This window comes from Paenibacillus sp. P22 (assembly GCF_000469945.2).
GTDB classification, from domain to species: domain Bacteria; phylum Bacillota; class Bacilli; order Paenibacillales; family Paenibacillaceae; genus Paenibacillus_O; species Paenibacillus_O humicus.
This window is the reverse complement of sequence record NZ_CBRA020000216.1, coordinates 1-14,458: the sequence shown is the minus strand read 5'-3', so window position 1 is coordinate 14,458 and position 14,458 is coordinate 1. Positions and strand designations below refer to the sequence as shown.

The 14,458-nt window shown below is 60.1% G+C and carries 13 protein-coding genes and 1 pseudogene; 8 read left to right on the top strand and 6 right to left on the bottom strand.

Translation table 11 applies throughout. The features are described from left to right. Positions 1–922 precede the first annotated feature (922 nt). The 3 genes from BN871_RS23270 to ilvA form a co-directional block, all read right to left on the bottom strand. On the bottom strand, positions 923–1,210 hold the full coding sequence (locus BN871_RS23270; RefSeq protein WP_127507197.1) for a hypothetical protein: 288 nt from the start codon (positions 1,208–1,210) through the stop codon (positions 923–925). Between the two features lie 104 nt (positions 1,211–1,314). Next, entirely contained in the window at positions 1,315–1,545 is a 231-nt protein-coding gene (locus BN871_RS23265) for a hypothetical protein (protein ID WP_021881793.1), read from the bottom strand. A 171-nt stretch (positions 1,546–1,716) separates the two neighbouring features. Then, positions 1,717–2,955, bottom strand: coding sequence for a threonine ammonia-lyase IlvA (gene ilvA / locus BN871_RS23260; protein ID WP_374725895.1), 1,239 nt, complete (start codon positions 2,953–2,955; stop codon positions 1,717–1,719). 409 nt (positions 2,956–3,364) lie between these two features. Here ilvA and BN871_RS23255 point away from each other — a divergent pair, with 409 nt between their 5' ends. The 3 genes from BN871_RS23255 (at position 3,365) to BN871_RS23240 (ending at position 5,489) form a co-directional block, all read left to right on the top strand. Beyond that, positions 3,365–3,904, top strand: coding sequence for a hypothetical protein (locus BN871_RS23255; protein ID WP_021881795.1), 540 nt, complete (start codon positions 3,365–3,367; stop codon positions 3,902–3,904). A gap of 335 nt (positions 3,905–4,239) precedes the next feature. After that, positions 4,240–5,052: a hypothetical protein gene (locus tag BN871_RS23245; RefSeq protein WP_127507203.1), complete on the top strand. Its 813-nt coding sequence runs from the start codon at positions 4,240–4,242 to the stop codon at positions 5,050–5,052. Continuing rightward, positions 5,049–5,489: a flavodoxin gene (locus tag BN871_RS23240; protein WP_048749234.1), complete on the top strand. Its 441-nt coding sequence runs from the start codon at positions 5,049–5,051 to the stop codon at positions 5,487–5,489. Before BN871_RS23245 ends, BN871_RS23240 begins: the two co-directional genes overlap by 4 nt. Before the next feature lie 87 nt (positions 5,490–5,576). Here BN871_RS23240 and BN871_RS23235 read toward each other — a convergent pair whose 3' ends face one another. Further along, positions 5,577–10,484 (bottom strand): endo-1,4-beta-xylanase, encoded by a 4,908-nt coding sequence (locus BN871_RS23235; protein WP_048749232.1) that lies wholly within the window; start codon positions 10,482–10,484, stop codon positions 5,577–5,579. Positions 10,485–10,711: 227 nt separating this feature from the next. On the opposite strand from BN871_RS23235, the gene BN871_RS23230 reads away from it, so the two are divergent. The 5 genes from BN871_RS23230 (at position 10,712) to BN871_RS23210 (ending at position 13,728) form a co-directional block, all read left to right on the top strand. Beyond that, positions 10,712–11,491 carry a kanamycin nucleotidyltransferase C-terminal domain-containing protein gene (locus tag BN871_RS23230; RefSeq protein ID WP_048749230.1) on the top strand — a complete coding sequence of 260 codons (780 nt, stop codon included), beginning with the start codon at positions 10,712–10,714 and terminating at the stop codon, positions 11,489–11,491. After that, the gene (locus BN871_RS23225; protein WP_048749228.1) at positions 11,488–12,006 is read left to right on the top strand and encodes a GNAT family N-acetyltransferase; all 519 of its coding nucleotides are present in this window, start codon (positions 11,488–11,490) and stop codon (positions 12,004–12,006) included. The genes BN871_RS23230 and BN871_RS23225 overlap by 4 nt, the downstream gene beginning before the upstream one ends. 175 nt (positions 12,007–12,181) lie before the next feature. Further along, complete coding sequence (locus BN871_RS23220) at positions 12,182–12,802, top strand: deoxynucleoside kinase (RefSeq protein WP_021880112.1); 621 nt, start codon at positions 12,182–12,184, stop codon at positions 12,800–12,802. Position 12,803: 1 nt separating this feature from the next. Continuing rightward, complete coding sequence (locus BN871_RS23215; protein ID WP_021880113.1) at positions 12,804–13,439, top strand: deoxynucleoside kinase; 636 nt, start codon at positions 12,804–12,806, stop codon at positions 13,437–13,439. 61 nt (positions 13,440–13,500) lie between these two features. Next, positions 13,501–13,728 (top strand): hypothetical protein, encoded by a 228-nt coding sequence (locus BN871_RS23210; protein WP_021880114.1) that lies wholly within the window; start codon positions 13,501–13,503, stop codon positions 13,726–13,728. 150 nt (positions 13,729–13,878) lie between these two features. On the opposite strand, the gene BN871_RS29415 is transcribed toward BN871_RS23210, so the two are convergent. Together BN871_RS29415 and BN871_RS29410 are read right to left on the bottom strand one after the other, a co-directional pair. Further along, the gene (locus BN871_RS29415; RefSeq protein ID WP_374725894.1) at positions 13,879–14,190 is read right to left on the bottom strand and encodes a VOC family protein; all 312 of its coding nucleotides are present in this window, start codon (positions 14,188–14,190) and stop codon (positions 13,879–13,881) included. Positions 14,191–14,247: 57 nt separating this feature from the next. Continuing rightward, positions 14,248–14,343, bottom strand: a pseudogene (locus BN871_RS29410) (RNA-binding S4 domain-containing protein); the annotation flags it as partial. Positions 14,344–14,458: the final 115 nt, after the last annotated feature.

Below are 14,458 nucleotides of genomic sequence, written 5' to 3'. Positions count from 1 at the left end.
GTGACGGACCGGGCCATCGAGGAGACGGCCGGCATCATTCTCGATGCGCGCAAGCATCGGATCCAGCCTTAAGTCATGTCGACAAGCCTGATGATCGGATTCGATTGTAGACGGGTTTGAGATTTCTGCTTATATCGCAGTAAAGCCTCCGCAGTAATTTTGGGAGCTTTTGGTTTTTTTACTCTGGCTGAATGAGACGGCGGAATCTGCAAGCATAAGCTCTTTTAGCAGATGTGACTCAACAACAGAGCGAGATTGCGATAGGGATTTTATTATTTAGGAGCAGGAGCAGGAACAAGAACAGGAACCAGAGCCAGGGTCAGAGTCTCGAGTTGATCGGACATGAGATCCGTTATTTTAATAAATATCTAGGTTATGCCTGGGTATCGGACATAGGATCCGTTATTTATATGAATTCAATTGATATACAGATGAAAAATCTGGAATAGCGGAACGTATGTCCGATAGAGCTGGAAATAGGGACAAATCCCTCAGATAACGGAACGTATGTCCAATAGAGTTCAAATCTGGCCTTTCCTAAAAGCCGCCGCCTTCCTGCCATGCGGTTCCGCTTCAAGCGTAGACCTGGAAATGGGCAAACAGCCCTTTCATGAGGCGCGGTCGGCAAGAAGCCTTGACGCGAGTCCTGGCTCCGTAAAATAGGCTCCGCCAAGGCTCAGCTCGACGTGTTCCTATGCCAAGCGGGTCGTGCGTGCCTCAGCCGACTGGGAAGAGGATGGCAGTGTGCGAGCTCGGCTCGGAATGGACCTGTTCGCCGTTCATCGCGATTTCAAAGCAATCAACGCCGCAGTAACGCAATAAATTTCTCGTTTTTCATGGACTCGAAGACTTCTTCTCCTACCGTTCCTTGATGGAATCATTTTCACTCCATTTTGAAATAGAAAGCTGCGAGAGCCGCCATTCATCTTCGGTGTTTCCAAATCATTTCCAACAGCAGAAGCATGAGGCGATAGAGCAGGGCCGAAGCGGCAAAGGTCCAGTAGACTTCATATGCCCGCTCCCCGACGGCGATGGCCGGAAGCAGCCCGGCCGCAGGATACAGAAGGAGCAGTTCCGAGATGAGCCGTATGGAGGAGGGGAGAATTCCGGCGCTCAGGCTGCCGATGGCCCAGGAGGCGGGAATGCCGTAGAAGAGATGGAACGGCAGGGCATAGATGAAGACCAGGACAGCTCCAATAAGCCGCATCATCCAGGCTCCTTGGATAGGGGATTCTTCTGCCCAAAGGCTCGCCATGACAATGCCCGTCGCTGCAGCGGATAGAAATGCCGCGCCCAAGCGGAGGAGAAAACCTCTCATCGCGCCGCTCCCCGCTTTGCTCTCTCCATCCATTCCGGCAGCCGCAGCATAAGCAGGACATGCTGATAAATCCAGGCGGCGGCAGCTCCGAGAATGAGGAAGACGAAGTCATATACGTTCGGCTCTCTGGCTTCCAAGATCGTCGTATATAGGGACCAAGCAAAAAGGATGCCGAATGCCAGCGCGGACAGAGGGGCTGCAGCAAGGCGAGGCAGGAAGTCTTTCATGGAATCATCTCCTCGTTCAGGAATGGGATGAGTCCAGTTTGCCGCATCCGTCGCCGCTGCGTCAGGCCCTTCTTTTATAGAACCCCTCCTCAAGCCTGGGCGTAAAAAGACATCAAAGCCGAAAAGGCCGCTGCAATCGCAGCGGCCTTGCTTGTCTAACCCCAAGAAAGCTCAGATCAGAAGATCGAACAGCACCGGATCCTTGTTGAGTTCCATGAACTGGTAGCCTCTGGCGTTCATCCGGCTGACCAGGCTGCCATAGTCCTCGCGGTTCTTCAGCTCGATGCCGACGAGGGCGGGGCCGTTCTCCTTGTTATGCGTCTTGGTGTACTCGAATCTCACGATGTCGTCGTCCGGCCCGAGCACCTCGTCGAGGAATTCGCGCAGGGCGCCGGCACGCTGCGGGAAGTTGACGGTGAAGTAATGCTTGAGCCCCTCGTACATAAGGGAGCGCTCCTTCATCTCCTGCATCCGGTCGACGTCGTTGTTGCCGCCGCTGATGATGCAGACGACCGTCTTGCCCTCGAGCTCGTCCCGGTACATGTCCAGCGCGGCGACAGGCAGCGCGCCGGCCGGCTCGGCGACGATGGCGTTTTCGTTGTACAGGCTCAGCAGAGTCGTGCAGGCCTTGCCTTCCGGCACGAGCACGACATCGTCGAGCAGGTCGCGGCAGATCGCAAAGGTGAGGTCGCCGATCCGCTTGACGGCGGCTCCGTCGACGAACTTGTCGATGGAGTCGAGCGGCGTGACCTGCCCGCTGCGCAGCGAGGCATCAAGGGAAGGCGCGCCCTTGGGCTCGACGCCGATGATGCGCGTGCGCGGCGAGACCGCCTTGATGTAGGAGGCGACTCCGGCCGCAAGCCCGCCGCCTCCGACGGTGACGAAGATGTAGTCCGGCATCGCCTCGGCCGCATCCATGATTTCCTTGCCGACCGTGCCGTTGCCCGCGATGATGGCCCGGTCGTCGAACGGATGGATGAAGGCGGCTCCGGTGCGGGCGCATTCCTTCATCGCTTCGTCATAGGCGTCGTCGTAGGTGTCACCGGTCAGCATGATCTCGACCTGGTCGCCGCCGAAAAACTGGACCTGCGTCACCTTCTGGCGGGGAGTCGTGCTGGGCATGTAAATCTTTCCGCGGATGCCGAGCGTCTGACAGGAGTAAGCGACGCCTTGGGCGTGATTGCCCGCGCTGGCGCAGACGACGCCCTTCTCCAGATCCTGCGGCGGCAGCGTGCGGATGCGGTAGTAGGCCCCGCGGATTTTGAACGAGCGCACGACCTGCAGATCCTCCCGCTTGAGCAGCACGTTGCAGTTGTAACGGCTGGAGAGGACGCGGTTCGGCTGCAGCGGGGTCCGGGTAATGACTTCATTCAGCGTCAGCTGGGCATGCATGATCTCCTCGAGAGGGATGCGTACCGCTTCCTCCTTGGCTTTGCCCGCTTCGGGCAGCGGACCGGGGGACTGGGGGGGTGCTGGAATTCATACGCGTTCTCTTCCTTTCCGTTTGGCAAGATGATGGGGGAGGGCTAAAATAAGAAAAAACGTCCCGGTGCGGGACGTGCGTCCTGATCACGTTCGTACGGCTGCCTGTCCATCCCGGGCCGCGTCTTGGAGACGCGGCCCTTCAAGAGAGTGCCGGCCGGGAGCGGAGACTCTGCCGCCGCTTGCAGCGTCGGCGCGGCTTGGCGGCATCCGATAGGTAGTTTTGTTATACTCCCCGCACGTTCCTTTGTCAATGGAAGCCAGACAGCTGGCAGGACAGGCCGCAGAAGGCCTGCGCAGGATAAAACGGTTACGGCCGAATGGAGGTGCGTCTGAGATGCGCAAAATCATAGGGGGATTCATTGTTTCGCTGCTGGTCGTGGCGCTGCTGGCGGGAGGAGCGGCGGTCTGGTACGTCAGGCCGGCGGAGAAGCTGACGCTGGACCACACTCCTCTGGATTTCAGAAGCAAAGCCGCCGAAATGATCCAATCCGGCAAAGCCGAGGTGTTTCTCTCCCAGGAGGATATCACCAATCTGGTCCGCGCCCAGCTCGCGGAAAACCCGCAGGTCAGGCCGGAGCTGAGAATCGAGGGCGTGCGGATTCAACTGGACGGAGAACGCATGGCTGCGGATATAAGCGCCAAGTACAAAAACCTGCTGACGGTAGGCGCCAAAGCGGGCTACAAGCTGGAATGGAGAAGTCCCGATCTGATCCTCACTCCTCAGTCGCTTTCCATCCGCTCTCTGGAGCTGCCGGAGACGATGCTGGATGAGATCGTCATCCCGGTAGGGAGCCAGCTGCCGCCTCTTGTCGGCATTCGCTCCGTAACGTTCCGGGATCATGGCGCCGCTGTCGGGCTGAAGCTTCGGCTCTAAGCCGTTGCCTGATTCGATTTTTGCTCGTAAAAGAGTTCCTCCCTGTTCATCGGGAAGGACTTGTCCAGCTCTCTTGCAGCCATGCCGCCATTACTGGCGGCATGGCTTTTTTGAGCCGAAGAGAGAGGATTCAAGTTGAAATTGACATCATAATTGAGAATGGTTATCATACTTATAGTGATATTGAGAATCATTATCAAACAATGAGATGCTTTTGCATTCGACTGACGCAGATCAGATCCATACTTCCGCGCTTAACGGAGGGCAAGCCGCGCGAGGCTTGCTTGGATCGGCCGCAAAATGAAGCGGGAAGAAGAGGCTTGAAGGAGGAAAACATGGAAAACCGAACCGGAACTCAGAGCGGGCCGCTGTCCTGCTCATCGGTGCTCGCAGGAAGCCGATGCCTGTACGCCGCGGCGATGGGCGGAGCCATCTACGGAAAGCATGGGCAAGGGGAATGGGAGAGGATCAGCGCGCCGGATGAGCCGCATGCCGTCGTGAACCGCATGGTCATGGCAGGAGAGACTCTGTATGCCTGCACAAGCCGCGGGCTGATGGTCTATGACGGAGCCGAGTGGGACCAGGAAGAGCTGGAGCTGCCCTGCTACCAGTTCCGGGCGTCCGCAGGCTGCCTGTATGCCTGCACCTCCCAGGGTTTGTGGTGCTCCCACGGCGCTTCCTGGGGGGCGGCTGCCAAGAACGACCGCAAGGTTTACGATCTGCTCAACGTTCCGCAATACCTCATTCTGGGCTGCGAGAGCGGAATCGCGCTGTATGACCGGATGAGCGCTGAATGGATGGAATTCGATCTCGGCACCGGCGTGACCAGCCTGGCCGTCTACTACGGACAGCTTGTGGGAGCCAGCGAGAATGGGGAGCTGGTCGTCGGCAACCGCAAGGGCGGATTCGACCGTTACCGCTACGGAGGCTTGTTCCTCTTTTCGGTTGTCGTAAAGGGCGGGCGGCTGCTGGCTTGCACCGATCGGGGACTGTATCGGATCAGCTGGCTTGGAGGCTGCCTCACGATGATGGCGGTCAGCTCCAGAGTCCCGGTCACCGATGTGGACATCAGGGACGGCATAATCTATCTGGCTACGCTGTATGACGGCATCCAACAAGTAGAAGAGCTGCCGGGAGGGAAAGCATGAACAAGGTGATCGTGATCTGCTGCAGCATGACGGGCAATACGGAGGAGATGGCGGAAGAGATCGTCGCCGGCATCCGGCATGCGGGGGTCGAGCCGGCCGTCCGGGATATCATGGACGCCAAGGCATCCGAGCTGGAGGAGTACGATGTCATTCTGATCGGAGCGTATACTTGGGGAGACGGCGAGCTGCCCGATGAATTCCTGGATTTCTATGAAGAGCTTGATGGTGTAAAGCTGCAGGGCAAGCTCGCGGCGGTGTTCGGCTCCGGGGACAGCTCTTATCCGATCTATTGCGGAGCGGTGGACCTGATCGAGGAGAAGCTGAAGGAGCGGGGCGCGCAGATCGCAGCTCCCGGCCTCAAGGTCGAGTTCAATCCTTCGGACGAGGAGAAGGAGCAATGCCGGGACATTGGGCGGAAAATGGCTGCTGCGACCTGATCCAGATAAAAGAAACCCCCTCGCGGCCGCGGCCATGAGGGGGATTTTTGGTCTTTAACGAACAGAATGGTTCGGGACGTTAGTCCTTCACTTCATGAATCCATACAAGCCGTAGATCATGACGGCCGCCTGGGCGCGAGTGGCGGAGCTTGACGGAGCGAAGCGTCCGTCCTGCATGCCTTGCACGATGCCGGCTTGCCGGAGGGCGGCGACCGCTTCGGCCGCATAACCCGCGATCGAGGAGCTGTCGAGGAACGCTCCAGTGCCGGCGGCGCCCTTCAGCTCGATGCCTGCCTTGCCGGCGGCACGGTAAAGCATCGCGGCCATTTCCTGGCGGCTGATCCGCTCGTTCACGCCGAAGGTGCCGTCCGGCCTTCCGGAGACGATGCCGAGCTGCTGCGCCGAAGCGAGCGCTCCGGCGTACCAGGCGCCGGCCTCGGCGTCGGCGAAGCTGCTGGATCCGTCGGCGCGGCCGCTCAGGCTGAGCGCATTCATCAGCATCTGGATGAATTCCGCTCTCGTTACGCCGGCGCCGGGAGCGAACGTTTCCGGCTTCATGCCGCTTACGATTCCCCTGGCTTCCAGAGCGCCGATGGCATCCTGAGCCCACGGCACGCGGTCGAGATCGCCGAAGCGGGAGGCGTAAAGAGCGGCCGCGTAGGTGCCGAAGCTCTGCGGCTTGAAGACGACCCCTTCTGCGGCAGCCGAATACCTGGAGCTGGCTGCCGGTGCCAGCGAGCCGTTATCCATCGCCTGGAAAGCAACGGCTTGGGAAGGCTTGCTTCCCGCCTTCAGCGCAAACGGGACGGTGATGGCCGCAAGGCCCTTCGTATCCGTAACGGCAGCGCCGTTCAGGCTGAGGCCGATGCGGACCAGCGGCTGTCCGGCGAGGAGGATCCGGGCGCCTTCGGTCAGCGAGCCGGAGTCCGCCAAGGCGACGGCAAGCTCCAGCGAGCCGGATGCGGATGCCAGCATCGAGGCATCCAGAGCTGCGGAAGCAAGGCCGGCATCCAGCACGAGAGAGCGCACGCGCCCTGCCGCATCCTGCAGCGGTCCGACAGGCAGCTGGATGACGATTTTCTTGAGGCCGGAGCCGGACTCGGCTTTGACCGTCACGACGGAGCCTTCAGCCGAGCCGGCGGCTTTGGCCAGATCGGCCGCCGATACCGACAGGAAGGCGGTTCCGCTTGCATCCGGTATCGCCTTGAGCGTGATGACGCTTCCCTTCACGGCTGGAGACGGAGTCGGCGAAGGAAGGACAGTCGGAATCCATGCCGGATCAGGTGTCCTGTCCGGCGACGGAGACGGGCCTGGAGTCGCCGACGGCTCCGGAGAAGCGCTCGGGCTCGCCGAAGGATCCGGCGAAGTCGGCGGACTCGGCTGCGGAGAAGGACTTGGTTCGCCGCCTTCATCCGAAGCGCCGAGCACAAGCACGCCATACTTCGATGTGTTCTGGTAGGACAGGCCGCTCGGGTCGCTCCAGTTCACGACGCTTGCGCGGGTGCCGAGACCGGCCTGGTCGTCGTTCACCTGAAGATCGAAGCCGATGAGGTCTCCGGCCTTCGCCTGGATCGAATCGAGGGAGATCGCCGCTTCCACGACGTAGCCGTCGTCCACGATGCGGGTGGCCGTTTTGAAGTTGTCCGGCGAAGCAGCGCCGTTATAGCTGCGCTCGTTGTCGAAATTCACCCTGTACTGGCCGTCGTCGGCTTCGTAGATCGGCGTCTTGCCGTTGTTCGGATCGACGAAGATCTCGACTGAATCCTGCTGGTACGCATCCGCGCTCTTCTTGCTCAGCAGCGGGTCCTTCACATGGGCATAGACGTACAGGTGGCCATCATCCCACATCGTGCGGAAGCGGGCCGTCGCTCCGGAGGTTCCTTGCACCCAGACGCCGGTCTCCAGCTCCTCGGCATCGGCCCAGGCGGCATCCTCGTCTCCGTCGACGACAGGCGTGCCGCGGAGGGATCCTGCTACCTTGAGTTCCCCAGCCAGCGTAAGGATGCCGAATTTGGACGTATCGGAATCCTGGCTGTGCGAGGCGTCGTTCCAGGACAGAGCCTGGCCGGAATCGGCATCCGTGAACCGGATATCGAAGCCGAGCCTTCTCCCCGCAGCCGCGGCATCCAGAGGCACGGCCGCTTCGACGGCATACCCGCTGCCGTCCTTCTTCTCCACGACCCGGTAGTCGACGCCTGCCGCCGCAGACTGGCCGCGGGTCAGCGTGTAGTGCTTGTCGTCCGGCTGATAAGCCGGCGTCTTGCCATTGTTGCCGTCGATGTACAGCTCGAGCTTATCCACCGGATTCACCGATGCATCCCGGACTTCTCCATACAGATACAGATGGCTGTCATCCCAGAGGGTGCGGAAGGAGGCTCCCCACGAAGCATCCCCGGCTTCGACCGGAGTCGGACCGACCGCGCGCCACAGCGTTTCGGCGCTGCCGTCTATGACCGGAGTGCCTTTGGACACATCCTTGGTCTGAATCAGAGCCGGGAGCCTGGAAGGATCCACGATGCCCCAGTAGGCGGGCTTCGCCTGCAGCTGCGCATCGAACAGCAGCGGGAAGTCGGCGCGCTCGGGCTTGCTCAGCCACGTATGGTCGTCGCCGATGCCCCAGAGCGTGACGTTGGTCAGGCGTCCCTCCGTCTTTTCCTTCCTGAAGGCATCGAAAATCTCCTTGAACTGATGCCCTTGCTTGTCGAGAGCGCTTTGCGGCGGAGTCGTGTACTTGTCGGAGCTGTTCGCGTAGATGCTCATGTCGAGCTCCGTCACCTGGTTGTCCACGCCGAGATCGGCGAACATTTTCATCGTCTGCTCGATGATTGCGCCGGACGGGCCGGTGACGTTGATGTGCATCTGATGGCCGACGCCGTCGACCGGAATGCCGCGCTGCTTCAGATCGGCGACCAGATTGTACAGGTGCTTGCGCTTGGTCGCTTCGGTCGTGCTGTAGTCGTTGATGTACAGCTTGGTTCCGGCCGGAGCGTACTTGCGGGCGTACTCGAACGCCTTGTCGATGTATTCCCGGCCAAGAATCTGGAACCACTTGCTGCGGCGGAAGCCATCCGGCTGCGACTCGTCGATGACTTCGTTGACGACATCGTAGACGTAGATCTTGTCGCCGAAATGCTCCACGACGTTTTTGATGTGGTTTTCCAGCCTTTGCAGCAGAAGAGCCTTGTTCGCCGGAGTCGGCGTCATGTCGGCCCCGTCGGCGTCCTTGAACACCCAGTCCGGAACCTGCTGGTGCCAGAGCAGCGTATGGCCGCGGACCCGCATGCCGTTCGCCTGCGCAAAGTCCACGATTTTGTCCGCCTGCTCGAACGTGAAGCTGCCCTCCGTCGGCTCGACTGCGTCCCATTTCATCGCGTTTTCCGCGACGATGCTGTTGAAATGCTTTTTCAGCAAGTCCGCGTGCAGCCCGGCCGTCTGCGAAGGCTCGATGGCGGCGCCGACCGGGAAGTAATCGGCCAGAACCTCATGCAGCGACGGGATATCCGTCTGGATCGGCAGCTGCGGCGGGGCGGTCGTCGATGCCAGCGAGAAATCGTCGATATAGAAGGAGGACGTGCCCGCATTGGTCTCCACATACAGAACGAGGGAATCGAACGGTTCGCTGAGCGTATATTCGCCCGCGAGCCGAACCCACGTGCCGTCCGTCACATCCGTATTGCCGACGAGAGTACGGTAGTTCGTCGCGCTTCCGGACTTCACTGCCAGACTGACTCTGGCCTGGGCGGCAGGCTCGCCGGATGCCAGCTTCATCCATACCGAGACGTTGTACTTGGATCCGGTCTTCATATGGCCCGTCACGTCGATGGCGGGACCGCTGTAGGTCGCCGTTCGTCCGGCCGTCAGCAGGCTGGAGCTTCCGCCATGCTTCTCCGTGGATACGACCGTCAGCGTCTCGGTGCCCATCCGTCCTTGCCAGCCTTGGGCCGTACCGTCTTCGAAGCCCGCAGACAGCGCCGGAAGCTCGCCGGCTGGAGGATTGCCGCCGCCTGCGGAAGGAGCGGGCAGCAGCATGTCGACGGAGACGTCGTCCACATAATAGGAGGCGTTCGCCGAATCGCTCTCGATATAGAACATCAGGGCGGGATCGACCGGCTTGTAGACGCCGGACAGCAGGACCCAGTCCGTATCGCCGACGATCGCAGCGGACCCGATTCCTTCATACCCGGCGCTGCCGCCGGCAGGGGTATGCTTCATGGACATCTTCAGGCTGGAGCTTCCTGACTTCTGCTTGACCCAGGCGCTGATGCGGTAGGTCGCCCCGGCCTCCAGGTAGGACATGTCGGCGCTCGGACCGTTCCATGCCGCTGTCCGGCCGTCCGACAGGAGGGAGTAGGAGCCTCCATGGGCGGCTTCGGCGACGCTCGAGGCCGTTCCGCTGCCGCTAGGCGTCCATCCCTGCGCGGATCCGTTCTCGAAATCGTACGTCTGCAGAGTCGTGTGCTTGAACACCGTGAAGTCGTCCAGGTAGACGTCGCTGCCGGCAGGGGCTCCCTCTACGTACAGCGTAAGCCCGGATGCTCCGGCCGGCGGCGAATAGTCGCCCTGCAGCGTGGTCCAGCCGGCATCCGATGCCGGCACCGGCTCCAGCACCTGCGTATAGCTGTCCGTGCTGCCGCTTTCCTTCATGGTGAATTTCATGCTTCCCGCGCCGCTGCCGAGCTTGACCTTGGCCGAGATCGTATACGTCTGTCCCGCCTCCATCAGGCTGGCGGCACCGATGGCGGGGCTGCAGCCTGCCGTATCCCGCCCGGTCAGGCGCAGGGAGTGGGTGCCGGAGCTGTATTCGGCATCGCTGAGTGAAACCTGGGCGGCAGCGCCGCAGTTGAACGTCGTCCACCCTCCTGCGGTTCCTTGCTCGAAATCCTGGAACAAGCCGGTCGACGCATTGGCGTACGCGCGGCTGCCCGCAGCGCCTGTCGATGTCAGGGCGCCGAAGGCGAGCAGCATGGACAAGATGGCTGACAGAGATTTTCTCACTGGAATCCTCCTTTAAAATAAATGAAAACGCTTACCAACTTTAGGATACCGAGGCCAGCCTCCGGGCGGCACCCATCAAACTATAGAATGTACTGCAATAACTATAGGGGGTAAGGAGGATCCGGTCCTGCGCAACGGCCAAGGGAGAAGGGGGGAGCGAAACTTTTGTCGAATTAGGTGACGCAAGAAGACGATACCGGAGCTGTCCGTTCAAGGAGGTTGAAGCGATGCTGCCTTATCCGGCTGCGACTTCAAGAGAAGACAAATGGAACTTTATCCATCAGGTGAAAGAAGAAGTCCTGGAGCGGGACGGCGGGAGCATTCTGGCCATCGGCGTGTATGGCTCGCTGGGCCGGGAGACGGACGGACCCTACTCGGATATGGAGATTCGGATCTTGACGCCGGACGGCATCGATCTTCCCGGGCAGGAGGAGATCATCCCTCCCTTCAAGCTGGAGATCGGAGCGGTGCAGAGGTCGGTTTGGCTGAAGAGAGCTTCATCCGTCGACGACAGCTGGGCCGTCAAGGCGGGCTCTTACGCCGATGTGGTCGCCCTTCACGATCCGGGCCGTCTCTTTGAGGAAGCCAGGCGCATCGTGACGAGCGCTCCCGAATCCGCCTTCCGCGAGGTCATGAGAGAGTTCATGGTCTGGGAGCCCTATGAGACGATGGGGAAAATCCGCAACGCCGCCTACGCCGGGGACGGAGCATACGCGCGCCGCGCGGCATACGATCTCTCCTGGCAGGCGGCCAAGCTGATCGGGCTGGCCAACCGCCGCTACTTCACGACGAGGGCCAGCAGCTTCGAGGAAGCTTCGGCGATGCCTTCGCGCCCGGACGGCTTCCTGGAGCTGGCGGCTATGGTCATGGACGGAGACCTGCGGGATGTCCAGGAGGTCCATGCCCGCTGCGAGCGGTTATGGACCGGCTTGAACGAATGGTTCCAGGCGATGGGCATCGAGTACCGATCGGAGACGTTCCGGTGGAAGGGGGAGAGCGGCTCATGATCATGAAGCCGATTGAAGAGCGGCATTTGCCGCAGGCGCTTCACACTTACAATCATTATGTCTTGAATACGACGATCTCGTTCCATACCGAGGCGCTGAGCCTGGAAGAAATGCGCGCCAACGTCATGGGAGGAGATCCACGCTACCGGACCTATATAATCGAAGAAGAAGGGGCCTATGTCGGCTACGCCCTGCTGACTCGGCACAAAAACAAGCAGGCCTACGATACGACGGCCGAAATCACGATCTATTTGGACCCGGATCACCGGGGCAAAGGAACGGGCAGCCGGGCCGTAGCTGCTCTGGAGGAGAAGGCGGCCGGGCTTGGCTTCCATATGCTGGTCGCGACCGTCTGCACGGAGAACGAGCGCAGCATCGCCCTGTTCGAGCGGCTCGGGTACGAGAAATGCGCGCATTTCAGGCAGGTAGGCCGCAAGTTCGGCCGCTGGCTCGATATCGCGAGCTATCAGAAGATCGTCGGATCCTCCGTCTCAAGCCAGCCGAAGCGGCAATAATTTTAAGCCCGGACGGGTTCTCCTCCGCCTTCGCAGCAGATATAATGAGGAAGTCTGTTTTTGTCGGAACATGACGCGCCAGCGATGATTCCGTGCATATATGCAGGACATCCATTTCGTATGGGCAGCTGTTGGGCTCATGCATCGACTGTAATCAAGGGGGATATAAGCAACGATGAAACGCGCACCGTATATAGCCGTCGAAGGCCCGATCGGAGCCGGCAAGACGACACTCGCCACGATGCTGGCCGAGGAATGGCAGCTTCCGCTGGTCAAGGAAATCGTGGAGGAGAATCCGTTCCTGGACAAGTTCTATCAGGATATGGACGATTGGAGCTTCCAGCTCGAGATGTTCTTCCTCTGCAACCGCTACAAGCAGCTGGAGGATGCCGTCATTCCCCGCCTGAACGAAGGGCTGCCGGTCATCGCGGATTACCATATCTACAAGAACCTGATCTTCAGCGAGCGCACGTTGAAAGGAGTCAAAAGGGACAAGTACCGCCACATCTACCATGTGCTGACGGACGATCTGCCCAAGCCGGACGTCATTCTGTACATCCGGGCCGACCTGGACGTGCTGCTGGCGAGAATCGCCAAGCGGGGCCGTTCGTTCGAGGAGGAGATGTCCTCCGATTATCTGCAGCAGCTGATCCTGGATTACGATACGGCCATGGCTTCCCTGGCCGAGCGCGAGCCGGATACAGCCATCATCCCGATCGACGGCAATACGGTCGACTTTGTCGCCGACCGCGGGCAATTCGACGAGATCGTCGCCCGTTTAAAGGAGCACTTATAAAATGAATCCATTCGGCATTCCCGAGAACGCTGTTATTACTGTTGCCGGCACCGTGGGGGTCGGCAAATCGACGCTGACCTCCGCCCTGGCGAGAAGCCTCGGCTTCCGCACCTCGCTGGAGCAGGTCGATTTCAACCCTTATCTGGACAAGTTCTACCATGACTTCGAGAGATGGAGCTTCCATCTGCAGATCTACTTCCTGGCCGAGCGCTTCAAGGAGCAGAAGAAGATGTTCGAGATGGGCGGCGGCTTCGTGCAGGACCGCTCCATCTACGAGGACACCGGCATTTTCGCCAAGATGCACGCCGATCAAGGCACGATGTCCCCGATCGATTATCAGACTTATACGAGCCTTTACGAGGCGATGGTGATGACGCCGTACTTCCCTCATCCGGATGTGCTGATCTATATCGAAGGCAGCCTTCCGTCCATTCTGGCGCGGATTGCGGAGAGGGGCCGGGAAATGGAGATCCAGACCGACGTCTCGTACTGGGAGCATATGCATGCCCGCTACGCCAAGTGGATCGGCGAATTCACCGCCTGTCCCGTGCTTCGGCTGAACATCGACGAATACGACGTGAACGACGAGGCTTCCACGAAGGAGATTCTGACACGGGTGGCGGGGATCATCGGCTGACAGCTGGCTGCAGCAAGGCCGTGACAGTCATTACGAGGGTTGAACCCATCCAAGGCTGTGGATGGAGCAAGCTGGCGAAACAAAGCTTGAAAAAGTGCATGACATTGCCGAGAAAGGGCCTGAAGTGCAAGAAAATGCATGGCAGTGGATGACGTGCAAGAAAGGGCAAGTGCATTTGACAGCGCATGAAGTGCAATCAAGTGCATGGCAGTGCATGCAGGACGAAAAAGCTGTTCCGAAAGCCGAAGTCCGGCCGAGGAACAGCTTTTTTGGCTTCATGCCGATCTGAAGCGGGCCATCCGAAGCCGGTCTCATCGCCAGAGGCCGGGAATGGAGAGCTGGCCGGCAAGCCTTCCAGCTCGATGCCTGTTCAAGGCTCTGCTCAGGGTCCTGCTCAAAGCCCAGCCCAGAGCCCTGCCCAGAGCCCTGCTCAAATTGCTCAGAGCCCTGCGTTCAGCTCGATCAAATTGCCGGCCGGATCGCGGAGGTAAGCGACCCGATGTCCCCATTCGGGGGTGTCATGCGGCTCTTTGACAAACGGGATCTTCTTCTCCCGCAGCTCTTTGTATGCCGCGTCCACATCGTCCACCTTGATGGTGACGGCCATCCGGTCGCTCGCGCAAAATTCATGTCTGCGGTCCATCGCCGCCAGCCCTTCGCCGGTGAGCGGCCGGTTCCAGCGCGAGCCGGATGTCCCCCGTGAGGAACTCGGCATAAGGGGTCTCTTCGGTGCCATGGACGATGCGGACACCAAGCTGCTTGCCCGGCTGATGCGGGCGGCAATGCCGCCATTCCTCGGAGATGGTCGGAAGAACTTGGCCTGTCCTCCGGAATCGATGCAGTCGGCCAGTTTGAGGAATTGGCCGAGAGCGATGTATTCGGTCTTGATCGTGATGGTTTTCATGGCGTTAGCCTCCTTGGAACGAGGCGCTCTACGCCGTGCTGCCGGTGGCGGCTCATGTACCGTACGGCAATAGCTCCGCCCCCGGCTTGCCGCGCTCAACGGTCCGCTGCTCGCC